Source organism: Acidipila rosea, assembly GCF_004339725.1.
Classification (GTDB): domain Bacteria; phylum Acidobacteriota; class Terriglobia; order Terriglobales; family Acidobacteriaceae; genus Acidipila; species Acidipila rosea.
Map to the genome: position 1 here is coordinate 463,891 of NZ_SMGK01000003.1, position 24,839 is coordinate 488,729.

Consider the following 24,839-nt stretch of genomic DNA (forward strand, 5'->3'; position numbering starts at 1 on the left):
TGATGACGAGGGTTATTTCCGCATGAAATCTCTACCTGGAAAAAGTCCGGGCCAGTGAACGAAGGTATGACAGTGATTGCCGACAATGACTTCCGCGCATGGGGCACCTTGCTCAGGCGCAACCCGATTATCGTTGACCACGCGCACCTGCGAACCATCCTGGCTGGTAAGCGGGTGCTTGTCACCGGCGCGGGCGGGTGGATTGGCTCGGCATTGACGAAGGCTCTTGCGGCACATGATCCGGCGCATCTTGTGCTTGTCGATGCCTCTGAACACGCTCTCTACGAGATCGACCGCGCGATGCGGGAGAGGGACGATGCACCTCCCCATACGTCTGTACTCGGCAACATCTGCGATCGGTTAACTATGGCCGACATCTTTGTACGGCATGTGCCGCAGATCGTCTACCACGCTGCAGCCTACAAACATGTGCCGCTGATGGAGCGGAATCCTTTCGCTGCGGTGCAAAACAATGCGCTCGGTACCTACACTCTGGCGCAAGTCGCAGCTGATTGCAGAACCGAACAGCTCATCATGATTTCCACTGACAAGGCCGCAGATCCTGTCAGCATCATGGGGGCTTCCAAGCGGCTCGCTGAGCTCGTCTTGATGGCGGGCGCAGCAGACCATGTCAAGTGGAAAGCTCTCCGGCTGGGAAATGTAATAGGGTCGCACGGCAGCGTAGTTCCGCTCTTCGCGCAACAGATCGCGCGCGGCGGCCCCGTCACAGTGACTCATCGCCACGCCCGCCGATACTTCCTCACCACGCAAGAGGCGGTTGAGTGCCTCCTGCTGGCTGCTTCCGGCGATTTCGGCACTGCCATTCTTGTACCCGAACTGGGGGAGCCTGTCTTGATTGAAGACATTGCCCGGCATATGCTCGCACAACTTTCTTCCTCCCGCGCGGCGCCTGTCCCGATCGTTTATACCGGTCTTCGCACTGGTGACAAGATGGTCGAGGCGCTGCTTGCAACCCATGAATCGATCACAGCTTCGAGCAGCTTCTTGAGGGTGGTCGATAGTTCCGCCATTCCGTCTGACTTGCTCCATCGCACGCTGCGGGAGCTGGGTTCGTGCTGCCGGAACTGCGATGCAGACGAGTTGCTTCGATTGATGCTGAGAGCAATCCCGGAATATCAGCCCAGCGAACTTTTGCTCCATCCGCACACCACAGTCCTGGAACGGGTTCCCACCGCATGAAGCGCACCATCGCCGTTGTTACAACCTCACGTGCAGACTTCAGCCACCTCTACTGGCCCTTGAAAGATCTGGCCGATCACCCCGAAGTTGACCTTAAGCTGATTGTGCTTGGCTCTCATCTTTCCCCGCAGTTCGGCTATTCTGTGCGGGAAATAGAGAAGGATGCCATTCCCATCGCGGCAAAGCTGGAGTGCCTGCTCAGCTCCGACACAGATATCGGGATGGCAAAAACCATGGGAGTCGCAATCCTCTCTCTCGCCGATCTCCTCGGTCAGATGCGCCCCGACCTGCTGCTGCTGATCGCTGACCGCTATGAGATGCTGGCGCCAGCCGCCGTCGCACTGACTCTTCGCATCCCGATTGCCCACATCGAAGGCGGCGAGATCAGCGAAGGCGCAATCGATGATGCGGTACGGAACGCATTGACGAAAATGAGCCATATCCACTTCACCTCTACGAAGAAGGCGCGCGCCCGTGTCATTTCCCTCGATGAGGAGTCCTGGCGTGTGCATCGTGCTGGCGCTCCTTCCCTCGATCATCTGCGCCGCAGTCGATTGCTCACCCGTCAAGAGCTTGAGTCGGTGCTCAAACTCAGTTTCGATAAGCCTGCGATTCTGGTGGCTTATCATCCGGTAACGATCATCCGCGATACTGTTGAGGAGTCCGATGCGCTCTTCTCGGCACTCGCGCAGGTAGATGATCGACTCCTTTTTTGTTATCCCAATGCGGATGCAGGGAGCCATAAGCTCATCGAGCGCGCTCGTGGGCTTCTCGCCGCGCGGGCCGACGGCCGCATCTTTGTCAATCTTGACCCCGTGACCTATTGGAGCCTGCTGCAGCAGGTCAATATTCTCGTCGGCAACTCCAGCAGCGGCATTATGGAGGCAGCATCCTTTGCACTGCCGACTGTGAACGTAGGACTGCGCCAAAAGGGCCGCGAACGGGCGCGGAATGTATTGGATGCCCCGCCGGATGCGAAAGCCATCCTGGCAGCGATCGACTGCGCAAAGAGTGCAGCATTCAAAAGCTCTCTGGAAGGAATGACAAATCCTTACGGTGATGGCCACGCCTCCGAACGGATTGTGAAAGTGCTCACAACTACCGTACTCTCGCCTAAATTGCTCATAAAACATGCGAGGGAGTGCGATGCCATCGACTAATTCTGGGAAGATTCCACTATCCTCGCCTGACATAACTGAGGATGAGATCGTAGCTGTCGTCGAGGTGCTGCGCGGCTCCCGGCTTAGTCTCGGGCCCATGCTAGAGGAATTTGAACAGCTTTTTGCCGACTACATCGGCCTTCCCCACGCGGTAGCTGTCAACTCCGGCACCAGCGGTCTTCACCTCTGTATCCGCGCACTCAACATCGGTGTCGGCGATGAAGTAATCGTTCCATCCTTCACTTTTATAGCCGCAGCAAACGCGATTCGCTATGAGGGCGCAACGCCTGTGTTCGTCGATATCGAACCACGCACGATGAATATTGATCCTGCGGCTATTGAAGACGCAATCACGCCAAAAACCCGTGCCATCCTCGTCGTGCATACTTTTGGGTGCCCAGCCGGTATGGCCGCAATCCTTGAAATAGTTCACCGTCACGGTTTATTGCTGATCGAGGATAGCTGCGAGGCCCTCGGCGCGGAGTACGGCAGACGCAAGATCGGCAGCCTGGGCGATGCCGCAGTCTTCGGGTTTTACCCCAACAAGCAGATCACCACTGGCGAAGGGGGTATGGTCGTCACCCGCGATAGCAGCCTCGCGAGCCGCATGCGTGCGCTGCGCAACCAGGGGCGCTACGATACCGACGACTGGTTCCAGCACTCTGAACTTGGCTACAACTATCGCCTCTCCGAGATCAACTGCGCCCTCGGAATCGAACAGCTCAAGCGCATCGACGAGATTCTCACTATGCGCGAAACGGCTGCGCGGAGCTATCATCAGCACCTATGCCGGCACCCTGATCTCATTGTTCCACTTATAGAGATGCCCGGGCGCCGTATCAGCTGGTTTGTCTATGTCCTGCGCCTGAACACCAGCTACAGCGCGGCAGACCGTGATGCGCTGGCGCAACATCTGCTTTCCTCCGGCATCGGCTGTGGGCGATATTTTGCGCCGATCCACTTACAGCCGGCTTATGCTGCGTGGCGAGAGACAAGCCGCTTACCCATTACCGAATCACATGCTGCACGCACCCTGGCGCTCCCATTCTTCAATCGCATCCGGCCGCAGGAGATTGAATGTGTCTGCGAGACATTGTTGGAGTTTCTCAAACGACACGACAGATCGCGTGCGAACTCGCACGCAGGCAAAAGGGAGGAAGAATGACTCACCTGACCACGCGTCCCGCAGTCGATTTATTGGCTCTGCTCCAAAGCAATCAAATCTCCCCACTTGAGTTAGCAGACGAATTCATACGGCAGATCCAACAGCGCAATCCGCAACTGAATGCACTCGTCGACTTCGATCCAGAGCGCGTCCGTCGTCAGGCTAAAGCACTCGAGAGCAGTCCTCACCCCCGCAGTCCGCTCTTCGGTCTGCCAATGACGGTGAAGGCGTCCATCTCCGTCGCGGATCATCGCTGCGAGATCGGAAGTCTGCTCCATCGCGGCTACACCCCGCCCACTGATGCCACTGTTGTCAGGCGTATGCGTGAGGCAGGCGCGGTCATCCTCGGCGCCACCAACTGCCCGGAGTTTCTCATGGCCTACGAAACCGATAATCGTCTCTACGGGCGCACAGCCAATCCCTGGGACCTGAGTCGCACTGCAGGAGGGTCAAGCGGCGGCGAATCGGCTGCTATCGCTGCGGGGCTTTCCGCAGGTGGTCTGGGGAGCGACAGCGGCGGCTCTGTGCGAGTGCCCGCTCACTTCACTGGCATCTGCAGCCTGAAACCGACGCCGGGCAGAGTCCCCGCGCTAGGCCATCTGCCTCCCTGTGCCGGACCCTTTTCCATCCTTGGCGCCATCGGCCCAATGGCCCGGACAATCTCCGACGTCGCCTTGTTTTTTGAGGTTCTCTCCGGTCAGGATGCCGGCGACCCTGCGGGAGCGCCTGTTCACCGGCGGGGCTACTCTTCCGAGGAACTGAAGCGACTCCCCATCGGATTTCTTGAAGATGACGGTCTTACGCCCGTAACCGCAGAGACGCGGCAGGCCGTGCGCGATGCCGCCGCAGCGCTGCAGAAGCAGGGCTTCAAGGTAAGCCCATTTCGGTCGCAGTCCCTCGAACAGGCGCGCCGGTTGTGGTGGAAGTTTTTCGTTCGCTGCGGCGCGATGCTGCTCGACCCCCTCGTCCGTGGACGCGAAGACGATCTCAGCCCCACCTTTCAAGACTTCCGTGAAATTGCGCACCGCGAGCTGCCGCTCACCGGCGAGGAACTACTCGCAGCCTGGATCGAGTGTGACCAGGTGCGCGGCAACCTGCTGGCGGAGATGCGAGAGTTCCCCATCCTGCTCACTCCGGCCTGCTCCATTCCCGCCTTCCGGCACGGCGAGCGAAGCTGGATAATCGAAGGCCAGCCGGTCCGCTATCTAGATGCTATGCGCTACACCCAATGGTTCAACCTCCTGGCGGCGCCTGCAGCAATTGTGCCGGTCGGTAGATCTCCAGAAGGCCTTCCGATTGGAGTCCAGCTCGCGGGCCGTCCATTCGAAGACGAGATGGCGCTCGGCATCGCCGCACAGCTTGATCGAGAATTCGGCTATGTGCAGCCTCCAATTCTATAAGGAGTGATGGAGCGAAGCTCACCATCACGCCGACAAAGGTGGCGGCGTGAACGTCCCATCCGGCGTAGTGGATCGAGCCTTCGTCCGCAAGGCCGGCTGGGCTCGTGTTCATCCCTCGCCGAGCCGTCGGGCCATGGTTGCCAGAAGCTTCGGGCGCACTGCTGGACGGGTCCATGGGCATTCCGCGATGCAGATGCCGCAGGACGCTGCTTCCGCGAAATAGGGAATGCACTTGTCGAAGTCGACATACCATCGCTCGACACCGCGCACCATCTGCTTCTTCGGCGTGATCGCGCCCGGTGGACATGCCTGTGTGCACACCTGGCATGTGCTGCAGAAATCATCTGCGCCGAAGCGCCGAGGCGACGTCGGAATCAGCGGCATATCTGTAGTGACGCCTGCCAGACGGACGCCCGCGCCGAAACGCGGGTTGATGAGCGAGCCATGCTTTCCCAGTTCACCCAGGCCAGCGGCGATCGCGGGTGGAATCAGCACCAACGCTCCGGCTGAAGGCCCCGGATAGGGATCGGCCTGATAGCCCTGCGCGCGGATCCAGTTTGCCAGTGTATAAGACGATCGCGTTCCTTTTGCGTATTGATCGCCCACGTCGCAGACCCCTACACCATTGGTTTCGTCTGAGGGGACTTCGCGCAGGCGCTCATAGTTGTGCGCAAGTGCAAGCACGATCACCAATGGATGATCGATGGCATAGCCGTCGAAGACATACAGCGGATCCATTGGAGCAATCCCAATATCGTCCGCCTCGTTAGAGAGCGCGAATCTCCGGACCTCCTCGGTCAGAGTCTCCGCCGGCGCGTCGTTGCGTGTTGCTGACACCGCATTAAGCTCGGGATACGAAGAGGCAGCCTGAAACGCTTCCGCAGAACCTGGGCATTTCCGGGAATTCTGGCGTGCAACGATCTGCAGTTCACCCCAAGGGTGCTGATCCGGCGGATGCCAAAAGAACGGGGAAGGTCTGCGCGGCGTCCCCTCGCCAACACCGTTGATGGGATTACCCGAGACGCGCAGCAGCGAACTGATTTCCGGCTTGGGTTGCCAGGTGTTTCGCCTCGGACGGCGAGGATTGAGTGGTTCGGACATTGAAGTGGCTCACAGAAGAGGGAGACTGCCATGCTTATCCGCACATCAACAGTTCCTCTGGAATTTAATCGCAGCCGGAATTGTGCCGGAGTACACAGTCAATGCGAAACCATCCGGGGTTGGGCATCGATGCCCAACCTTCGGTGGACAACAAAGGCTGCGAGCCACAGACTCTTTAGTGTGGTGGCGGTAGACTCCGGATAGCGGGCATCGGAGCCTGATCTGGACTTCACTACGCTCCGGAGGTATCCACCGTGGTATTGGATGACGCACTCGATCAATTGCAAAGATAAAAGATAGATGACAACGGAAAGCGTCATTGCCGACAAGGATCTGGAAGTACGCAGCTGGCTGAGATCGTTGGAGTCAAAGATATCTATGCTTCTGTCAATCGTATCTGCTCGAAGCTGGTAGACCAGACAAGTTTATCCCTGCTGGCGATGAATAAGGGTAGGAATAGCTTTCCTGATGCTCGTGAGCTATTGTTCCTCTGCGACGTCGGATACCTCGCTCAAATCGCCATCGCAAGGCGAGACCCTAACACAAGGCAGGGTATGCGCCGGAATTGCCGAATGTTGATTAGTTAGTGATCCGACTTAACAACGCCGTGCCTCACAGGAATCGATAGTGCCTGATCTCGAAAGGCCATCGGAAGCATCCCAGTTAAGCGTCGGAAAAACTTCACAAAGTTGGTCGGTTCGGAGAAACCCAGCTCCTCCGAGATTTCCTTCACTGTCATGTTGGTATAAACCAGCACGCGTTTAGCCTCCAGTGCCACGCGCTTTTGTATAAGTTCCTTCGGCGCTGCTCCAGTGACTACGCTGCAAGCTCGATTCAGAGTTTTTTCGCTGCAACCTAGTTTATGGGCAAAAGCGGCTACAGACCTCGTCTCAGCAAAGGACGCTTCCAGCAGCGTCTCAAATCGGTTAAAGATGTCGAACACATTCGATGTTTGCGCGGACACGTCCGAGAGCAAGTCACTCTGGCGTTCCAGCCGCAACAAAAGTACGATCAACTCGTTTGACAGGATACGCCGCGAAGTTGGGTGCGCATCCCCTCCGGAATACTCCTCAAACAAGGTGGCAAATGCAGCTCTAATCGGCGGTGTCGATTCAATCATCGTCGAGATGCGGTGCGGCTGTATTCCTTCCTTGCTGGGGGAAATAAAATTCAATTCAAAGATCAGTAGTTGCGCCTTACACCGGTCTGATATGAATAAACGCTGAACCTGACCGGGCCGGATGAAGATCAGTGATCCTGTTTTGAGTCGGTAGGAGATAAAGTCGATTTCCTGATGCGCTGTTCCTTCGTTCACCAGCATCAACTGAAAGAACGCAGCGCAGCGCGGTCTTGCAAAGTGCTCTTTTCCAGCACGTTGGACCGCAGTAGCCAGCGTCACCGCTTCAAAGCCGAGAGCTTGCTTTTTGGCGGCGAAATTGACTCGGGTAATGGATGGGCTACGGTGTCCGATTTTGACCATTTTCAGTACGATTTTGACACTACTCAAGTTGATCGGTCGACCTGACAATCGTTTACATATCGAGCTGCCAAGAAAGGCCAATCCATGTCCATACGGAAGCATCAGGTCGTTGACCTGTTGAAAAGTATCCAGACCGGTGATACTGCCCCTCTGTCATACATCAATCCGAACAAATACATTCAACATAATCACCGCGCCGCTGACGGGCTTGCAGGCTTCGGAGCACTTATCGCGTCGCTCCCCGCAGGGTCGGCGAAAGTTTTCACTCCGCGCGTCTTTGAGGATGGGGAATTCGTCTTTTCTCACACCGAATACGACTTCTTTGGCCCGAAGATCGGCTTCGACATCTTCCGATTCGAAGATGGAAGCATCGTCGAGCACTGGGACAATCTCCAGGAAAGACCTACAGGAGCGAATCCGAGTGGACATACGATGACGGATGGACCCGCAGTAGCGACGGATCTCAACAAGACCTTGGCCAACAAGATTCTTGTAGAAGCTTTTGTGGAAGATGTCTTAGTCAACGGCAGAATGCAGAGGCTCGGCGACTATATCGCAGGCGACAACTACGTCCAGCACAATCCTTATATCGGAGATGGCCTGTCTGGTCTCGGAAAAGCGCTTGAGGCCATGGCCCGCGAGGGCATCACTTTGAAGTACGACACTATCCACCGCATTTTAGGTGAAGGCAGCTTCGTTCTCAGCGTAAGTGAAGGTGAATTTGGCGGCAAACACGTCTCGTTCTATGACCTGTTTCGCGTGGTCGAGAACAGGATCGTGGAACATTGGGACACCATTGAGGAGATCCCAGCATTCGGCGCGGAATGGAAAAATGGCAACGGAAAATTCTAGGTGCCGATTACTGGTCCTATGAACTGCACAGGCGTAGCAGCAATCCAAATAGAGAAGGTTTTCACAGCGAAAGTTGTTTTGTAAGGCGCATTAGGAAATACGGCTTAGAGCATTTCGGGAAATTCAGGGTAGAGGACATTACTGGACGGCGGCGGTTGGGGGCGATTCCTAGGCTGCGTATCAGCGAAGTCCTGGGCCTGAAGTAGATGGATATTGACTGTAAGACGTTACAGATGGACATTATCCGGTCGGTGGTGGATGGCATTGTCGGGAAGTGCAAAACGGAGGTCTCCCGCAGGCCGGTTCCATCGATGAGCTGACCACCACCACTGCCGAGTTGCTGGCCTGGAAACGGGAAACTTGCTACGCCGAGTCGGATGACTGGGTCTTCGCGAGCGAACGAGTTTAGAGGAAAAGGAACACGAAAGACCCAAGATGATGACCCGCCGGGACGGGTAATTTCCTAGCTCGGCAGGAAACCACGTCGCGCCCGAATCTCCAGGCGCAGCTCTTCGCGAAGCGCCTTGCTCCTTTTGAGCCGCTTGAAAAACTCCTCCAACACGCTCACCACGATTGAATTCACGCTGACGCCTTCCTCCTCCGCCCAAGCTCGGATGACAGCTCGCGCTTCGGCACCGACATGTAGCAGCTGCGGCTTGGATAGCGGAAGCCCGGCCTTGCGAGTCTGCGTAATCGTTACATCCTTCCGCTCGACATGGCGCAGAGCGAAAAGAATCACCTTCGAAAGATCGCCGGCCACCCGCGCTTCTTCCGTAACCGCCTCTCTGAGGTCAATCGGGAGGCGCAGAGTCATCCCTGCCCGGTCTTCCGTCCACCGCTGTCCTTCACGGTTCACATTTCTCGCTGTCTTCTTTGATGCCAAGTAATCTCTCTTCCTGGTACGAGACATCGGCGGGGTCGAAGGATCGCGACCCATTCAAACCTCGCCGTCTCTACGTTCTCTGATTTTATTGAAATGAAACTTTCAACAAACAAGTCGATTCTAAGGTAAAGAAAGGCAGTTTTGGCCTGTTAGCCTGAGCCACCAGAGCGTTGTTGTGCCTTCCTTCCGGAGGCGTTTTGTCGCGCTATTGGGCGAGTCATTTTAGACGGTCGATTCTCTCGAGAATGGAGAAGCGCATGCTTCTCATGACCAGCCAACACCCGGAGCGGAGGTGTCGGTCAGGGCCGCAAAGCGCCGCGCCAGCGGTCGAGGCGCAGCGGAGAGCCTTGACGGAGCCGGAGCGAAGGGTAATACGCCCGGTCAGTAGGCGCCGGAGACTAGAAACGCCGGAGCTGGCGAGGAAGATTTCCTCCTGATTTTCTGTGGTTTAGGGTTTCATAAGGTTTAAGACAGACTGATCTTGTTCAATTTATTTATATGTTCGTGAATCACGAACAGTGGTAAATTTTGTACAAGAAGCGACTTATATGGACAAACACCATACACACCGCGAGGAAACCGTCCTCGAAGAGGCGTTCGCAGCACTTCGTCGAACTACCGGCATCGAGGCGCAAATCATCAAGCGCTGCGATCCCCCTGCGGCAGGGGATGCTCTGATCGAAATCAAAACAACAACGAAGAAATACAAGTTTCTGGCCGAGGTCAAAACTGTACGACACTTCGCCACCATCGGCTTAGTAAAGGAGCAACTCGCTCATCTGGACCGCGGGGTCTATCCTCTCCTGGTTGCTCCCTATATCACTCGAGCATTGACAGAACACTGCCGCGCATTGCATCTTCCATTTCTTGACATGGCAGGAAATGCGTATCTCGATGCTCCGGGCCTCACGATCTACGTGACCGGCGAACCCCGTCCAGACATCGCCCGTGATGAACCGCGCTATCGGGCTTACACCACAGTCGGGATGAAGGTCGTCTTCGCCCTGCTATGCCGGCCAGAGTTGGCCGAGGCCACTCGTCGCAATCTCGCCGCCGCAGCCCAGGTTGCGCTTGGCACGGTCGGGCCTGTCATCGAGGATCTGGAGAACCGCGGCTATCTCGTGCAACGTGACAAGAAAATTCTCACCAAGACGAAAAAGCTGACAGAAGAGTGGGTCGCCCGCTTTCCAGACGCTCTCCGCCCAAAGCTATTCAAGAACCGCTATCAAGCCGACACGGACCGGCTCCTCGCTCTTAATCTGCATGCGCAACATGCCTTTTGGGGCGCAGAGGTCGCCGCTCAGCGCCTGACCGGATACCTCAAGCCTGAGCAATTCACGATCTATCTACGGGGCGATGGAAAGCCCCTATTCAACCAAGCTAGAATGCGCCTCGACCCAAAGGGAAATACCGAAGTATTACAGGCATTCTGGGGTTTTCCCGAAGATCCCAATCATCCGGACCTGGTCCCCCCCTTATTGGCCTACGCCGACTTGATGGCGACGCAAGATGGACGTAATCTCGAAACAGCACGCCTTCTCTATGAGCAGTTTCTCGAACCCACTCACCGTCCCTGAGGACAGGCCGCTCGATCCCGCAATACTTCACATCCTTACCGTGGTGGACGGGGTGGCTGCAAAGCAAGGGTGTCCATACATCGTCGTGGGTGCGACGGCGCGCGATCTGCTGCTTTACCATGTGTTCGGGATTCCCGCGATGCGTGCCACACAGGACGTTGACTTTGCCATCGCCGTCGAGAACTGGGAGCAATTTCAGAAACTCCGTACTGCGCTACTAGCAACCGATCACTTCGAGCCCAGCCGAGTTGAGCACCGACTTTTTCTGAAGACGCTGGAGGGAATAACCAAAATCCCTATCGACCTTATCCCGTTTGGAGGGGTCGCCGAAGGCGACACAATTGCGTGGCCGCCGGATAGAGACACGGTGATGACGGTTGCCGGATTTGAGGATGCTCTAACGGCGTCGGTTCAAGTCCAAGTAAATGCGACCCTCTCGCTCCCGGTGGTCTCCCTTGCCGCACTGGCTGTCTTGAAGGTATTTGCCTGGCAGGATCGAAAGACGAACGATAAGGACGCTCTCGACCTGTACCGCGTGATCTCTACCTACGCAGATGCGGGCAACACTGACAGGCTCTATGACTCAGAGATATCTCTCCTGGAACAGTTAAATTACGATCTAGAACTCGCCGGAGCCGCACTTGCCGGACGCGATGCCCGGCAACTCTCCAGTCCCGCAACCCTGACCAGACTCGGCACCTTTTTCGTCTCTGATTTTATGGACACGCTGGCGGAATGTATACGAGCCTCCCGGTGGCCACTGGAGCCGGAACAATTGCCGCGCACTCGGACCATGCTATCGACGTTCAGTGAATATCTTTCAGCGTAGTGTTCTTCCAACCCGCGGCTCTCTTCGGCGGGTCGTTCTCGGTTTTGTACCTGCCGTGAATAATGAAAATATACGAAAACGAAATGCCAACTAAGCTCCGATCCGAAACTCGAAATATAGTCTGAAGCTGACTCATTTATGATGAGGACGCATGTTCGGACCTTCCTTTCAAGAATGAGCGATCTAAACGAGGGCCTGTACGACCAGCTCATCACTCGCCGCGTTCGTGAGTCCCTCGATCGGCAAGCCACCCTTGGCCTGAAATCGTTAGTTGAAGCGATCGAAGAGAACGACCACCCGGATTATCTCGCACGTCACCTAATTCGACAGATAAAGGCCGCCCTTCATGGATTACCTGCGGAAGACCGTAATCGTCGGCAGATCGACTTGGCGAACTCTCTTTTGGACTTCGTGCGCGATCCGGCAGATTCGATCGAATTAGATCCTGTCGATGTACCCGGCCAAGTTCTTCGCGCTATCTACCGCGGCGCTGATGCACCAAAGCCGCCATCCACGCCCCTTAGCGTTACTAGCCTGCTCATGAACGCGTTGGATGAACCTCGTCTCGGCTTCGAACTTGAACGCGAAATGGCCACGGCCGATCGCGTATTTATGGTGGTCAGCTTCATCCAGTGGCGCGGGTGGCAGCGACTCAAAAGCGCATTTCACGAACTCGCGACCCGCCAGGTTCCAATTCGACTCCTCACGACGACCTATATTGGAGCCACCGATTTCCGAGCTATCGAGGAAATTTCGCGGCTGCCGAATGTCGAGTTGCGAATCTCACTGGATGGGCGCCGGCGACGTCTCCATGCCAAATCATGGCTGTTTCAGAGGGACAATGGCTTCAGCAGCATCTATGTCGGTTCCGCCAACTTGTCTGGACCCGCTCTTGAAGACGGGATCGAATGGACAGTCAAGCTGAGCGAAGTGGAAGCTCCTCACATTGTCGAACGCTTCCGCGGAGCGTTCGACTCTCTCTGGTGTGATGAGGAATTTGAGCAGTTCCAACCAGACGATGAAGAATTTTGCCGGCGGGTGAAGCAGTCTTTGGAATATGCGAAGCGCGGGCCAGGAAGCCGCGATTCCGGACCACCAGTGTTCTTTGATCTTCGGCCGCATCCCTACCAACAAGCCACCATCGATCAACTTGAGACAGAACGGATCGACAAAGGGCATTTCCGTAATCTCGTCGTCGCCCCAACAGGGACGGGCAAGACGCTGATCGCGGCCTTCGACTATGCTCGCCAACCCTTCTCGGGACCTAGACCGAGGTTGCTGTTTCTAGCGCACCGAGAAGAGTTGCTGCGCCAGGCCCGTGATCGATTCCGTCACGTGTTGCGCGACGAGTCTTTTGGCGATCTGTTAGGTGGTGGAGAAGAACCGAGTAGTTACGAGCATCTATTTGCGACGATTCAGAGCTTTCGCAGCCGAGGTCTGCTTGAAACTCAGGGCGAGACACATTGGGAATACGTCGTGCTCGACGAAGCACACCACGTGCCAGCAGAGAGCTACCGAGAGATCGTCGCTTCTTTGCGGCCGCGCATTTTGTTGGGATTGACCGCTACCCCGGAGCGTATGGACGGGGAGAGCATCCTGCCATGGTTCGAAAATCGAATCGCAGACGAGATGCGTCTCTGGCATGCAATTGAGCGCCAGTACCTGGTGCCATTCGACTACTACGGCGTTCACGACGGCACCGACCTAACCGGACTTACCTGGAGCCGCGGTTCATACGCCATCGGCGAACTCGAACAACGCTACCTGGGCAATATGCGGCGGGCGAACCTAATCATAAGGGAGTTTTGCGAATTCTATGGCGACTGGCGTCTTGCGCGAGGACTAGGGTTCTGCGTCAGTATCTCCCACGCTCAATTCATGGCTGAGTCGTTTCGTCAGGCGGGGATACCCGCCCTCGCTATTACCAGCGAATCCACTGATGACGAGAGGGCCCAGGCCGCCACGCGATTACGCAATCGAGAGGTGAACGTTCTATTTACCGTTGATCTCTTTAATGAGGGTGTGGACATCCCGGAGGCAGATTGCGTCCTCTTTCTGAGACCTACCGAGAGCTCAACCGTCTTTCTCCAACAGTTAGGGCGCGGACTTCGTCTGGATACAGGCAAGACGACTTGCCTTGTCCTGGATTTCATTGGAAATCAGAGGCGAGAATTCCGATTTGATCAGAGATTCCTTGCTCTATTCGGCGGAACTCGCCAGCAGGTAATTCGGCAGATTGAGACGGGGATCACGCGGCTGCCCGGCAACTGTTACTTCCGACTCGACAAAGAGTCTCGAAAAGTCGTCTTGGAGAATTTGAAAGCGCAGCTGCAAGTGAGTCGGGCTCGGATGGTCGCGGAGCTCAATGCCCTGGCTGGTCACCTCGGACGGCGGCCTACATTGATCGAATATCTTGCCGAAACGCACTATGAGCTTTCAGACATTTACAAGCCTTCGATCGGTGGTTGGTATGTGCTCCTCAATGAAGGACGGTTCCTTGAAGAGCCACCAACGGAAGCCGACATTCTTCTGTCGAAGCGTTTCCAGCTTTTGCTTCACATCGATTCGACCCGTCGGCTGCGATTTTACCTAGACCAATTGAGCGCGAGACATGTTGGTCTTGAGTCGATTCCCCCTTTGCAACAGCGTATGGTCCAAATGCTCACCTTTCGCCTATTGCAGAGCGAGGCGCGACAAAAGGACACCGATTGGGATGCTGGATTGGTGCGACTGCAACAAAACAACTCGGCGAGAGCAGAGTTACAGGAACTCTGCGAAGCACTATTGGATATCGTGAAGCTGCATACTGACGAAAGACCCCTGATGGATGAATGCCCTCTCTTCCTCCATCGGCGATACACGCGTGAGGAGGTTCTGGTTGGACTAGGTCTGCCAAATCTTGTTGGAGCGCGTCACACTCAGACGGGCCGTCTTTGGATTGAATCATCAAATACGGAGATCTTATTCGTGACGCTAGACAAGTCTGAGAAGACTTTTTCCCCCTCAACACGCTACGAGGACTTCGCGCTAAGTCCCACCAGATTTCATTGGCAATCCCAGAGCACTACGGGCGAGAACTCTCCTACCGGCCAGAGGTACTCACGCCAGCGGGAGAATGGCGCTAGCTTCTTATTATTCGTCCGACCGAAGAAGGGCGATTCGTTCGTATTCCTCGGTCCTCTGCGATACGTTTCGCATTCAGGAAGTCGGCCAATGAGCATCTACTGGGACTTAGATTTCCCTATGCCTGCCTGGTTCTTCGAACTGTGCGCCTCACTGCGTGCGGCCTAAACCGGTGTCCACTGCTTGGAGTACCACGCGGATAGACACCAACAATCAGGAGTCATCCGCTTCTTTCGGCGCAATAGTGTTGACGGTGAGATTCTCAACACGGAACAACGCCGTGCGCTTCGCTCGAACATTGCGCGGACAGAAGTGACCATGACCGATGGCAAAGTTACGGAGCAATCGGTCGCATGGTCCGCGAGTCCCGGTAAGAAATCCCTCCGTGGTGTCTGCATATCACTTGATCCCCCAAATGCGAGGTCTCGAAGTAGGCTTGCAAGTCGCCTACGATCATGGTCATTTTTTGCAAGGGAGGGTATTCCTATGCAACGGAGGTGCGAGGAACTTCATGCGAGACCTTTCTCGAATACTGAGCACTAGGCAGCCTAACGAGGAAGTCTGCCCGCCGGAATTGTCAAATCTGTTCCATTACAATCTTCCATGTGCAAACTCATCTAGCTCTTCGTGTACTACAAGGAGCCGACAAGCCTGATCGAGACGTTCAGGTCTTATTCGCCGTTCGTCCGCAACGGAAGGCACTCCTGTTTATTCACGGATTCTCTGGTGATCCAATTAAGACGTGGTCTGACTTCCATGTGCTCCTACGCGTTTGATCTCCGAGTTATAAGACTTGGCTTCAAGAATTTTGCAGGGTAGGAAGAATTTCTCGGTCACCTCTTGAAACCACTGTTTGCGAAGGTTCGAAGGTGTGATGACAAGAATGCGGCGTTTTCGTTCCGCCCATTTTTGAGAAAGGACAAGCCCGGCTTCTATCGTTTTTCCCAGGCCGACTTCGTCCGCCAATAGCGCACCCTTTGCAAGCGGTGAGTTGAACGCGAACAGAACAGCGTCTACTTGGTGCGGGTTTAGGTCTACCTGGGCGCTTGCGACGGCACCCGCCAGTTTCTCGGCACTGTCCGAGGCGCATCGCTTGGTAAGCTCATGCGCGAAATACTTTGCGTGGTACGGCATGAGATTCATCGGATTTCCTGCCGTACCAGCTGCTTGAGCAGGGTGTCGAGAGGCATGATTTCTGTCTTTGCGTCGTGCTTGAAACGCTCCTGCCCTGGGTAAACGACGACCTGATGATTGGCTTTGACATCGGCGCAGCCGATATAAAATCCTTTGCTGGGCTTTGGATCGCTAAGCGAACGCTTCATCTCGATTGCCCATCGCTGATTTGACGCGGTCTCCAAAACCAGGTCAATCTCGGCTCCAACGGATGTGCGGTAAAACCACGCCTGAGTATTGGCCGGTACCGCGCTCAAGATGTTCTCTACGAGCATTCCCTCCCAACTCGATCCGACGACGGGATGTCCCAGCAAGGTCTCCTGATCGCGTATCCCCAGCAGCGTATGCAGAAGTCCGCTATCCCGCACGTAGACCTTTGGGGAGCGGACAAGACGCTTGCCGACGTTGGAAGACCACGGCTGCAATCGACGCACAAGTAGGAGGTCAACCATAATGTCGAGATATCTGGCGACCGTCTGACCGCTGATTCCCAAGCCCGCCGCAAGCTGCGCCGCGTTCAGCATCTGTCCCTGATTGTGTCCGAGCATCTGCCAAAAGCGGTGAAGCGTCTCGGCGGGAACGCGCGGACCTAACGATGGAACGTCGCGTTCCAAATAGGTCTGGATGAAGGCCGCGCGCCATTCGAAGCTTTGAGTTTCGGTCGCCGCGAGAAAGCTGTCTGGGAAGCCGCCACGCACCCAAAGAGCCTGGGCGGCATTGGGAGAGAAACCAACTACTTCGCTCTCCAGAAATGGGGTCAGCTCCATATACGAGATTCTGCCCGCAAGCGTCTCCGCAGACTGCTGCAAGAGATCGATGGATGCCGATCCGAGTAAAAGGAACTGGCCGGTGCGCTTTCCTTTTCGTTTTCTCCTGTCGATCAAGCTACGCAGAGTTTGAAAGATTCCTGGAAGTCGATGGATCTCGTCCAGGATTACGAGTCGATCTTCATAATCAGCAAGGTAGAGCTCTGGGTCGGCGAGCTTTGCGCGGTCTGAGGGAAGCTCCAGATCGAGGTACAGCGGTGAATTCTCGGCCTCGTTGGTGAGGCTGAGTGCCAGGGTCGTTTTTCCAACTTGTCGCGGTCCAAGCAAAGCAACGGCGGGGAACTGACCTAAAAGCTGAAGGAGCCGGGTTTTGGCTGCACGCTGAATCATACCTTGCAATTATTCCACAATACGGAATAAATGCGAGGTAAATCTCCAGCCCAACGCATCCGATATCCCTCTCCCTGCGGGTTTTGGAACGGGCCTCACAACACCCGGGAGCGCATGCATTCAGATCACTGCGAACGGGCGACTGGAAGGACTTGGTGGTACAGCGCAAAGCTGAGGGCTGAATCTGCAATTTCGTACCGAAGATGTGCAATTTGAATGTGACGCACATTGCCCCTCTAAAGGTACATATGTGCGGCAGGATATCTTGCACAAAACAAATCAGATGGAAGAGCGAAACCCTCAAAGTGCGTCTGCGCGTTATGTTCCACTACCGCGCTTACCTAAGAGATACCTGACGCCCCAGCATTCCTCCACCGCTCTCCGAGCCTTAGAAAGCGCAGCCTCAGGCTGCAACAGAAGCCGCATTCTCGCAGACAAAGACTCACTCACCCTCACCGCTTCTGACGATGAGGGAAAGTGCTGCCAAATGCTGCCTTGTGCAGCAAAGTGAGGGAAGGTGAGGGCAGTCAAAGAGATAAATGGACGACCGCCTTGCATGAACGAAAATCCAATGGCAAACTCATTATTGAAATGTACCCGTCAATAAATATTGAGGTGTCTGAGGTGAAAGCGGTTGGCCCGCAGCAGAAAGCGCACCTGTTCGCCTTCCGAATTGCTGCAAAAAAACCAAAGCAGGCCGAGCGTGAAGTGCGGCTCGCCTGCAGGGACGCATTTCGCCAGACTCATCTGCTCGCACGCATCATCCCGATGATCCAAGAGGTATTGGCGGCTGGAGAAATAGAGCCGCCGCAGGCTCCTTCAGAGTCCGTTCCGCCAGCGATTCCCAATCCGGCTCCTTCGGGCGATGCCGGCCACCGGATAGTGGGAGAGTGAAGGGTGGCCTTTACTGTGGTATTGGTCGAAAATGCGCCTCCCAGGCTCAGGGGACGACTTGCCATCTGGCTGCTCGAGGTCCGCGCCGGCGTCTACATCGGCGATGTCTCCCGCCGCACGCGCGAAATGCTGTGGGAGCAGCTTGCCGAAGGCCTCGAGGAGCAGGGAAGTGCTGTAATCGCTTGGGGCAGCCAGCACGAATCCGGCTATGAGTTTCAGACCTTGGGGACCAACCGCCGAGTTCCGGTCGAATTTGACGGGCTGCTGCTTGTGGCTTTCCACCCGGTGGGCTCAGCGCCCGGTCCGGCTTCTGGTTTTTGACAACCGAAGATTTGAAGCATCGGTGGCTGCAATACTCACCGATAAGAAATGTGTAATCATCCACTTACCGGAAGTGCATTCCCCGCACCCGCGGGGCTGAACCGCCCCGTACACTAATGTAGCGGTTTCGGCCTATGCATTCCCCGCACCCGCGGGGCTGAACCGTTGTTCCGGCTTTTGTTGAGTGCGATTCTTGGGCATTCCCCGCACCCGCGGGGCTGAACCGTCTGCGCTCGCGTCCGGCCTCTGCCTTTATGAGCATTCCCCGCACCCGCGGGGCTGAACCGGCTGATTCAGGTTGATAGCGCCAGGAGTGCTCGCATTCCCCGCACCCGCGGGGCTGAACCGGCTGAATGACTTTTCTGGTCCTGTAATCTCTTGCATTCCCCGCACCCGCGGGGCTGAACCGTATGACTCCGAGGCGAGCTGCCTGGCGCTGCTGCATTCCCCGCACCCGCGGGGCTGAACCAGGATGCTTGGGGAGAATGTAGGCGCGTCAAAAGCATTCCCCGCACCCGCGGGGCTGAACCGGCAGCGGCGTCTGATAGGTTGCGACCTGAAAAGCATTCCCCGCACCCGCGGGGCTGAACCGTTATTATTTGTTTTCCGCCGTCATCGCGGACGGCATTCCCCGCACCCGCGGGGCTGAACCGCCGAGCCTGATTATGTTCATGCTGCTTTCCAGGCATTCCCCGCACCCGCGGGGCTGAACCGGTTGATCAGCGGACGGTTGCCGCTGTTGACCCGCATTCCCCGCACCCGCGGGGCTGAACCGATACTGATGACGATGTGTTATTTGACTGACCGGCATTCCCCGCACCCGCGGGGCTGAACCGTAGAAGATGCAGCTGGCGGCGCAGGCAGATGTGCATTCCCCGCACCCGCGGGGCTGAACCGCCGAGCCTGATTATGTTCATGCTGCTTTCCAGGCATTCCCCGCACCCGCGGGGCTGAACCGGTTGATCAGCGGACGGTTGCCGCTGTTGACCCGCATTCCCCGCACCCGCGGGGCTGAACCGATACTGATGACGATGTGTTATTTGACTGACCGGCATTCCCCGCACCCGCGGGGCTGAACCGAGTGTCATAAACGCTCACCTTTACCGGCTTATGCATTCCCCGCACCCGCGGGGCTGAACCGTTATTATTTGTTTTCCGCCGTCATCGCGGACGGCATTCCCCGCACCCGCGGGGCTGAACCGCACACGGATCGGCTTGTAAGCAACAAGGGGAAGCATTCCCCGCACCCGCGGGGCTGAACTGTCGCTATCGCAGTCCGGAGGAGTTCCGGCAGACAACACAAGGCTACGCGGATATGGGGCTCAACCTGAATTGAGAATCTCCAGCTATGGGTGGATGAGAAATCGGGGGCAGGTCAACTGACTCCGGCCTTCTGAAGTAGCCCACCCTTTGGAGCGAGCGAACTCCCAGTCTAGGCTGAGCGCGAGCTTAGGGCAGGGACGGGAGTTGGACTGGAGAGCTAGGTGTTATACGAGCAGATTCGCCGGGAGTGCGAGTTTGGTGCGGGTACGATTGCCTGAGTAGCGCGGAAGTTGGGGGCCAGCGACGCATGGTGCGGGATGCGGTGCGGAGCGCGACTCGCGCGTGTCGAGCAGGCAGGCTGGCCGTCACATCGAAGAGACCCTGCAACAGCAGAGCTCGCGTCGCGCTGTGAAACCGCTGCTTTTGCACAGTTGAAAACTGAGATCGTCTGCTCGCCGTCCAAGAGTTGGGTGAAGTCACGGCCTGCCGTTAATCAGTAACGGAGGCTTAAATGCTTGGAGGTTGCCCATCATGCATGGATCTGATGTAGAGCCTGAATGGCCCATTCCTGCGGTTTTCCTGTTGCATGGCAAGGGCGGATCGCCGGAAGGCACCATCAAAAAGTTGCACATAATCTTGGAGCAGCGCTGGCCCGGCTTAAGCTTTCATCGTCCTTTACTGCCACATCACGATCCCGGAGTTCTATGCGAGATCTCTATCGAACATTTGCTGGATATGGATATTCCCCGCCACGCCTTGTTAGTCGGAATTAGCTTGGGTGGTCTAGTGGCGGCGAAACTCCAGGAGGTGGGGCGGGACGACCTTCAGGTGATGGCAATCAGTTCACCGACGTGGGCCGACGGACTTTCGCTTGAGAGATCCGCCCAGCATCGCCTGGCGTTCTACTCATCAAGAGATGACGTCATCGCATCACGGACAACAAATTGGCCGAAGATTGCAGACTTCGCCCGCGATTTCGAGTGGCTGACGCACGATTCCGACCGACACCTCAGGCAGATCGCCAGGCTATGCGATTGGTATTTGGAGGGGATGCTTTCAGACTGGATCGATCGCATTCTTAATTCTTCTTCGACACAGCAGGAACGAGATGAAATCGTCTGGAAGTCGATGGCCGAAGCACCGCAGACAACTCGAAATTGGCGCGAAACTCCCTGGTCCGGCGAACGCCCGCAGACCTTCGGCGAGATGGGAGATGTAATAAAGGCAGGCAAGGATTGGGAATATGCCTGGAGTAATTGGGGACATGAATTCATAAGTCGAAAAGATCCTCGATGCCTGGAGGAAGAGCCACCACTCTGGTTTTCAAAAGAACGGCGGGCGATGCTGGCAGGAGTCGCCGAATTTTTCTCTCATTTATATAGATTGCCGATGCCGAGCTGGATCGAAAAGCCGGAGTACTTCTTGTTGGAGCCAGAGTACTTCACGATCTTGATGCCAGATTCTGAAGTAGGACTGTATCGCATGCGGGCGAGGACACCCAAAGAGATGTTGCGCCGGAACGTAATCTTTGAGGCGCGCAATATGACGTTGTTGTAAGTTTCCGGTCCGGCGATCATTTGACTACGGCTGGTCTTTCTTCTACCAGCGCACCCGAGTGCGGAATACTGGTCCAGGGGAACGCCGGGTTCGAGCCATAGCCGGAGCAGACTCCGCAACGGACTGCCACCAGGAGTCTGATCGCGTCCATCCCGGGCCCTGACATCAGAATAGATTCCGGGATCGACGATCTCCCTTCGTGGGGCTTCCTCAGTTTTCCTTCCACCTCACCTCAGGCCCATAAAATTTCCTCCAAAAGTTTCTCGACCGTAAAGGCAGTAAAACGGCTGCAGCCTCGGTATTAATCGAGTAGATGTGGTTGTGATGGGAGAGATTTCCTTTCTCAGACATATCTGAAGAAATCGTACAGATACCGAAAGGAAAGTTTTATGCCCGATGTAAACCTGCCTGCCTACCCTCTCCTTGAACAGATCCTCAAGCTCAAGGGATTTTCATTACAACCGATGTACTCCAACCGTGAGGTCGCCGAGATTTTCGGCGTCTCGATTCGAGCTATTCAGGATCGCATCAAGCGCGGAGGTCTCACCCCACGTAACCTGCCCGGTAGGGCGCGGTTCCTGCCGCTTGATCTCGAACAGTTCCTGGCAAACAGCCTGAAGACCATCCGCTGAAATGACTCGCGGCCTTCACCTCGTTACGCCTTCCATGTCCCGAAGACCGAAGCTGAACAAGTCGGCCCCATTCAGCAGGGGTCGTGCCGGGAGAGGGGCATTGAGCTTTTCATGTCCCCCAGTTCTTCGCAGGAGTACTCGCTGCAGCGTTATATTGCGCGAATCTTCCTACTTTCAAGACTTCCTTCGTGAGCTTCGTGCTGCTTCGCATAGCTACACGTTTTCTATGCATTTTTGTCAATCGATAATAGTCAAATTCGATAGTGGAATTGCACATATAAGTTGCCGCAATCTTCGGCATGGAGCTCGAATTGCTTATGGGCTTCGGCCATCTACGTTTCACTGCAGTTATTCTCGCAAGCCACTTACCTGCGCCTCTTCCTGGCGAGGTCAATCTGTCTTCGGCAATACCCTTCCCACTTCTTCTCTCTTCATGGGCATTCCTAAAAATATCGTCGGGCGACTCCACAACCCTCCCTACGACCGAAGAGGTTACGACTAGCGGATGACTTAAAGGGACAGAAAATACGGGTCTGCTTGCGAACGATTCTGTACTCTATGCGGCCTCCGAAGTGAATGCTTGAGAAGGAAGGAAGAATGACCCAGCAAACAGCCGAACAGAACAACCAGGCCGTACATGATTATGGTGCACCTGCCGTAGACCATCAGCATGTAGCTCCCAGGACTCTCACTGAACTCTTGGACAGGCTCACTGCACAGGGCGCTTCAAACCTCCCGGCTTTGCGGTCGAAGGCGTCCGTTCTTGCGGACTTTCTGCGGAAGCCTGCCGATCAGATCACGATCGACGAGGTCGAAGATACCAAACAAGGTCTGCGACCATATCTGAAGAGCCGCAGGCTGGCCGAGAATTCGATCCAGGCATACGTCTATGAAGTTAGGACGTTGTTGAATCACGCAGAGAGGTTGGGGTGGAAGCCAAACGCTGAAATCCCAGTTGCCTGGCATGCTGTCCTGGAACGCTGCATTGCGGTTCGCTGCGATGACTTGTGCCGGTACGTGTTGCGGAAGCGGAAAGCCCCTAAACAGGTTGTACCTGCAGATGTGGATTCTTGGGTTGAAGGTTATGTCAAGCAGGGAAAGGCATTGAGTACTGCAAGGAATCGAGCCTCAGCCTTTTGGAAGGTTCTCGCCGCATGTGGAGCCTTGCAGGAGCTTCCAGTTATGCTGAAAGGCGGTTTCGGAGTGCCTCTTGACGAATTCCCCGAGCCGTTGAAATCGGAAGTCGAGAAGCTTCTGCAATGGAAGCAGGCAAACTATTCCGCAGGTAGGTCCAAGCGAGGCAAGATTCGCGCGGAGAGCGCCGGTAACCTGAGGCGCTCATTCAGTGAGTTGTTTGGATTCACTGTCAGGGTGATGGACATGACAGGGATCGATTCGATTTGCAGTCTGGTTACGCCAGACATCATTGGCCATTACATCGAGTGGGCGATCAACGATCGTAAAGTTCGTGGCCAGTCCCTATGCTCGCGCCTCGTCGTGATTAAGGCAGCGCTGAGTCAACACCCCCACTATCGCGAAACCGATGTCACCTGGCTTAAGGATTTGGTTGAAAGCATTCCTACGGAGCATGAGGCCGAGTTGAAAGAAAAGCAGCTGGCCAAACAGGTTCCTTATGCGTCGGTCGAGGCCATCCCGGATCATATCCATGCCGAAAGGAAGGCTGCCGCACGCCGGGGAGAAAAGGACCTTGCCCTGGTAATACGCAATGAACTCCTGATGCTCTGGCTGACAGTCCTTCCCTGGCGACAGATGAATCTTCGTGAATGCCGGGTAGGCGGATCCCGGCCCAATCTCTTTAAGGCTAAGATTAGCCCCGTTGCGGCTGTTGCTAAACCGGAATGGGTTGAGGAGGCATCAAAAGCTGACCCGGACGCCGAGTTTTGGCAGGTTAAGTTTTCCTCAGAAGAGACCAAAGTCGGCAACAGCGTACACCTGCTTGTGCCTCGGCCTCTCATCCCCTTGCTTGAAGAATATCTTCAGTACCACCGCCAACATCTGATTCGGGGGACAGATTCAGAGGACTTGTTCCCAAGCGAAGCAGGAACAAGAATTTCTCGGGCCAGGATGACCATCATCGTCGCCGAATTGACGTTGCGGCATATCGGTAAGCGGGTTACGCCGCATACGTTCCGGCATATTGTTGCCTATGCGTGGCTGGATGACCATCCGGAGGACTATCTGACTCTTTCCAAAATCCTCTTTCACACGAATATCAACACCACATTGAAGTGCTATGGTGCCAGGTTCAACGAGTCAAACGGGGCACGCGGTATGGAGAAGTGGGTAGAGAGCCGGAAGAAAAAGACGGTTTAGACCACGAAGGCGAACATATACCGGCTCTCCAAGGACGTGTTGTCAGGCGTTTGGGGTCTTTGGCTAGGTTACAGAAGTGACATGTCAGCTAAAGTCGTGCTCCTGCACTCCCATGGGGGGGCGGCATCACAAAGGCCCGCTTCACGCTCAGATGCTTCAATAATGCCCGAAGAACCGAAGGATGTGCCTGCGATGGTCAAACAGTATCGCGAGCGAGAGCCCAAGCCCTCGCCCCCGCCCGCGCCAGTGACCCCGAAGCCCGAGTGGAGGCCCTTGGTCACGGTGAGAATGGGTGAGAAGGTGGAAGCCCGATGACCATGACCCTCGCCTTACCGCCGACGATCTCACGGATCGGCTAGTGACTCCGAGGAGTCGCCACCGTTCGTGGATGGTCGAGATCACAGGCCTCGACCCCTATTTATAGAGTCACCCGTCGATTTCTGACAGCTCATTGTATCGCCAAGGGTGATGATCGGGATGATAAAGGAGTAATCGCGGGACCGTTGGGTATTGACCCTCATGGACGCGCTACATTCCCCAAACTACCTTGACCCGCTCTGGCATCCCGCCGACACCGCAACCTACCTCGGACTACATGAGAAGACCGTCATCAAGATGGCTCGCCTTCATCAACTCCCCGCCCTTCGTCTCGGCAAGCACTGGCGATTCCGTCGCGCCGATCTTGTAGCGTGGACCGAGTCTCAGGTACAGTCGACTTGCCAGCCCGTCGAGTGATGG

General features: G+C 55.9%; 20 protein-coding genes and 1 CRISPR repeat array. Of the genes, 15 read left to right on the top strand and 5 right to left on the bottom strand.

Annotation, left to right across the window (positions count from 1 at the left end; all coding sequences use genetic code 11):
- The first annotated feature begins 54 nt into the window (after window positions 1–54).
- From C7378_RS11900 to C7378_RS11915, 4 genes are read left to right on the top strand one after another with little or no spacing between them, the layout of a single operon-like run.
- On the top strand, window positions 55–1,200 hold the full coding sequence (locus C7378_RS11900) for a UDP-N-acetylglucosamine 4,6-dehydratase (protein ID WP_131996755.1): 1,146 nt from the start codon (window positions 55–57) through the stop codon (window positions 1,198–1,200).
- On the top strand, window positions 1,197–2,360 hold the full coding sequence (gene neuC, locus C7378_RS11905) for a UDP-N-acetylglucosamine 2-epimerase (protein WP_131996758.1): 1,164 nt from the start codon (window positions 1,197–1,199) through the stop codon (window positions 2,358–2,360). Before C7378_RS11900 ends, neuC begins: the two co-directional genes overlap by 4 nt.
- The gene (locus C7378_RS11910) at window positions 2,347–3,525 is read left to right on the top strand and encodes a DegT/DnrJ/EryC1/StrS family aminotransferase (RefSeq protein ID WP_131996761.1); all 1,179 of its coding nucleotides are present in this window, start codon (window positions 2,347–2,349) and stop codon (window positions 3,523–3,525) included. Before neuC ends, C7378_RS11910 begins: the two co-directional genes overlap by 14 nt.
- Window positions 3,522–4,925, top strand: coding sequence for an amidase (locus tag C7378_RS11915; RefSeq protein WP_131996764.1), 1,404 nt, complete (start codon window positions 3,522–3,524; stop codon window positions 4,923–4,925). The genes C7378_RS11910 and C7378_RS11915 overlap by 4 nt, the downstream gene beginning before the upstream one ends.
- Before the next feature lie 108 nt (window positions 4,926–5,033).
- Here C7378_RS11915 and C7378_RS11920 read toward each other — a convergent pair whose 3' ends face one another.
- Window positions 5,034–6,026 carry a 4Fe-4S dicluster domain-containing protein gene (locus C7378_RS11920; RefSeq protein ID WP_131996767.1) on the bottom strand — a complete coding sequence of 331 codons (993 nt, stop codon included), beginning with the start codon at window positions 6,024–6,026 and terminating at the stop codon, window positions 5,034–5,036.
- A 583-nt stretch (window positions 6,027–6,609) separates the two neighbouring features.
- Window positions 6,610–7,506: a helix-turn-helix domain-containing protein gene (locus C7378_RS11925; protein ID WP_165876780.1), complete on the bottom strand. Its 897-nt coding sequence runs from the start codon at window positions 7,504–7,506 to the stop codon at window positions 6,610–6,612.
- A gap of 84 nt (window positions 7,507–7,590) precedes the next feature.
- On the opposite strand from C7378_RS11925, the gene C7378_RS11930 reads away from it, so the two are divergent.
- Window positions 7,591–8,358, top strand: coding sequence for a nuclear transport factor 2 family protein (locus C7378_RS11930; protein WP_131996773.1), 768 nt, complete (start codon window positions 7,591–7,593; stop codon window positions 8,356–8,358).
- Between the two features lie 274 nt (window positions 8,359–8,632).
- Window positions 8,633–8,767 carry a hypothetical protein gene (locus C7378_RS18065; RefSeq protein ID WP_279388593.1) on the top strand — a complete coding sequence of 45 codons (135 nt, stop codon included), beginning with the start codon at window positions 8,633–8,635 and terminating at the stop codon, window positions 8,765–8,767.
- 54 nt (window positions 8,768–8,821) lie between these two features.
- Here the strand turns inward: C7378_RS18065 and C7378_RS11935 are convergent, their stop codons facing one another.
- Window positions 8,822–9,172, bottom strand: coding sequence for a hypothetical protein (locus C7378_RS11935; RefSeq protein ID WP_131996776.1), 351 nt, complete (start codon window positions 9,170–9,172; stop codon window positions 8,822–8,824).
- Between the two features lie 617 nt (window positions 9,173–9,789).
- Between C7378_RS11935 and C7378_RS11940 the strand changes: the two genes are divergently transcribed.
- The 3 genes from C7378_RS11940 (at window position 9,790) to C7378_RS11950 (ending at window position 14,938) form a co-directional block, all read left to right on the top strand.
- Window positions 9,790–10,818: a type IV toxin-antitoxin system AbiEi family antitoxin gene (locus tag C7378_RS11940; protein ID WP_131996779.1), complete on the top strand. Its 1,029-nt coding sequence runs from the start codon at window positions 9,790–9,792 to the stop codon at window positions 10,816–10,818.
- Entirely contained in the window at window positions 10,784–11,647 is an 864-nt protein-coding gene (locus tag C7378_RS11945) for a nucleotidyl transferase AbiEii/AbiGii toxin family protein (protein ID WP_165876781.1), read from the top strand. The genes C7378_RS11940 and C7378_RS11945 overlap by 35 nt, the downstream gene beginning before the upstream one ends.
- Before the next feature lie 174 nt (window positions 11,648–11,821).
- Window positions 11,822–14,938: a DUF3427 domain-containing protein gene (locus tag C7378_RS11950; protein ID WP_165876782.1), complete on the top strand. Its 3,117-nt coding sequence runs from the start codon at window positions 11,822–11,824 to the stop codon at window positions 14,936–14,938.
- Between the two features lie 567 nt (window positions 14,939–15,505).
- Here the strand turns inward: C7378_RS11950 and C7378_RS11955 are convergent.
- Window positions 15,506–15,913: an SNF2-related protein gene (locus tag C7378_RS11955; protein ID WP_207901415.1), complete on the bottom strand. Its 408-nt coding sequence runs from the start codon at window positions 15,911–15,913 to the stop codon at window positions 15,506–15,508.
- Window positions 15,910–17,100, bottom strand: a complete 1,191-nt coding sequence (locus tag C7378_RS11960; RefSeq protein ID WP_131996788.1) for an ATP-binding protein — start codon at window positions 17,098–17,100, stop codon at window positions 15,910–15,912. The genes C7378_RS11955 and C7378_RS11960 overlap by 4 nt, the downstream gene beginning before the upstream one ends.
- A 477-nt stretch (window positions 17,101–17,577) precedes the next feature.
- Here C7378_RS11960 and C7378_RS17845 point away from each other — a divergent pair, with 477 nt between their 5' ends.
- The 6 genes from C7378_RS17845 to C7378_RS11990 all read left to right on the top strand — a co-directional run bounded on the left by C7378_RS17845 (window position 17,578) and on the right by C7378_RS11990 (window position 24,836).
- Window positions 17,578–17,994, top strand: a complete 417-nt coding sequence (locus tag C7378_RS17845) for a hypothetical protein (protein ID WP_207901416.1) — start codon at window positions 17,578–17,580, stop codon at window positions 17,992–17,994.
- Between the two features lie 3 nt (window positions 17,995–17,997).
- Window positions 17,998–18,315 carry a type I-E CRISPR-associated endoribonuclease Cas2e gene (cas2e, locus tag C7378_RS11970; protein ID WP_131996791.1) on the top strand — a complete coding sequence of 106 codons (318 nt, stop codon included), beginning with the start codon at window positions 17,998–18,000 and terminating at the stop codon, window positions 18,313–18,315.
- A gap of 75 nt (window positions 18,316–18,390) precedes the next feature.
- A CRISPR array of direct repeats spans window positions 18,391–19,578; the repeat unit is 29 nt; unit sequence GCATTCCCCGCACCCGCGGGGCTGAACCG.
- Between the two features lie 531 nt (window positions 19,579–20,109).
- Window positions 20,110–21,135, top strand: coding sequence for an alpha/beta fold hydrolase family protein (locus C7378_RS17850; protein ID WP_207901417.1), 1,026 nt, complete (start codon window positions 20,110–20,112; stop codon window positions 21,133–21,135).
- 389 nt (window positions 21,136–21,524) lie between these two features.
- Window positions 21,525–21,767 carry a helix-turn-helix domain-containing protein gene (locus C7378_RS11980; RefSeq protein WP_131996794.1) on the top strand — a complete coding sequence of 81 codons (243 nt, stop codon included), beginning with the start codon at window positions 21,525–21,527 and terminating at the stop codon, window positions 21,765–21,767.
- Between the two features lie 576 nt (window positions 21,768–22,343).
- On the top strand, window positions 22,344–24,101 hold the full coding sequence (locus C7378_RS11985; RefSeq protein WP_131996797.1) for a site-specific integrase: 1,758 nt from the start codon (window positions 22,344–22,346) through the stop codon (window positions 24,099–24,101).
- A 519-nt stretch (window positions 24,102–24,620) separates the two neighbouring features.
- Complete coding sequence (locus tag C7378_RS11990) at window positions 24,621–24,836, top strand: helix-turn-helix domain-containing protein (protein ID WP_131996800.1); 216 nt, start codon at window positions 24,621–24,623, stop codon at window positions 24,834–24,836.
- Window positions 24,837–24,839 lie beyond the last annotated feature (3 nt).

Coding starts and splice junctions, on each gene's coding strand:
- neuC (WP_131996758.1), top strand. CDS start 1,197: ATGAAGCGCACCATCGCCGTTGTTACAACCTCACGTGCAGACTTCAGC.
- C7378_RS11910 (WP_131996761.1), top strand. CDS start 2,347: ATGCCATCGACTAATTCTGGGAAGATTCCACTATCCTCGCCTGACATA.
- C7378_RS11915 (WP_131996764.1), top strand. CDS start 3,522: ATGACTCACCTGACCACGCGTCCCGCAGTCGATTTATTGGCTCTGCTC.
- C7378_RS11920 (WP_131996767.1), bottom strand. CDS start 6,026: ATGTCCGAACCACTCAATCCTCGCCGTCCGAGGCGAAACACCTGGCAA.
- C7378_RS11925 (WP_165876780.1), bottom strand. CDS start 7,506: ATGGTCAAAATCGGACACCGTAGCCCATCCATTACCCGAGTCAATTTC.
- C7378_RS11930 (WP_131996773.1), top strand. CDS start 7,591: ATGTCCATACGGAAGCATCAGGTCGTTGACCTGTTGAAAAGTATCCAG.
- C7378_RS11935 (WP_131996776.1), bottom strand. CDS start 9,172: ATGACTCTGCGCCTCCCGATTGACCTCAGAGAGGCGGTTACGGAAGAA.
- C7378_RS11940 (WP_131996779.1), top strand. CDS start 9,790: ATGGACAAACACCATACACACCGCGAGGAAACCGTCCTCGAAGAGGCG.
- C7378_RS11945 (WP_165876781.1), top strand. CDS start 10,784: ATGAGCAGTTTCTCGAACCCACTCACCGTCCCTGAGGACAGGCCGCTC.
- C7378_RS11950 (WP_165876782.1), top strand. CDS start 11,822: ATGAGCGATCTAAACGAGGGCCTGTACGACCAGCTCATCACTCGCCGC.
- C7378_RS11955 (WP_207901415.1), bottom strand. CDS start 15,913: ATGAATCTCATGCCGTACCACGCAAAGTATTTCGCGCATGAGCTTACC.
- C7378_RS11960 (WP_131996788.1), bottom strand. CDS start 17,100: ATGATTCAGCGTGCAGCCAAAACCCGGCTCCTTCAGCTTTTAGGTCAG.
- C7378_RS17850 (WP_207901417.1), top strand. CDS start 20,110: ATGCATGGATCTGATGTAGAGCCTGAATGGCCCATTCCTGCGGTTTTC.
- C7378_RS11980 (WP_131996794.1), top strand. CDS start 21,525: ATGCCCGATGTAAACCTGCCTGCCTACCCTCTCCTTGAACAGATCCTC.
- C7378_RS11985 (WP_131996797.1), top strand. CDS start 22,344: ATGCTTGAGAAGGAAGGAAGAATGACCCAGCAAACAGCCGAACAGAAC.
- C7378_RS11990 (WP_131996800.1), top strand. CDS start 24,621: ATGGACGCGCTACATTCCCCAAACTACCTTGACCCGCTCTGGCATCCC.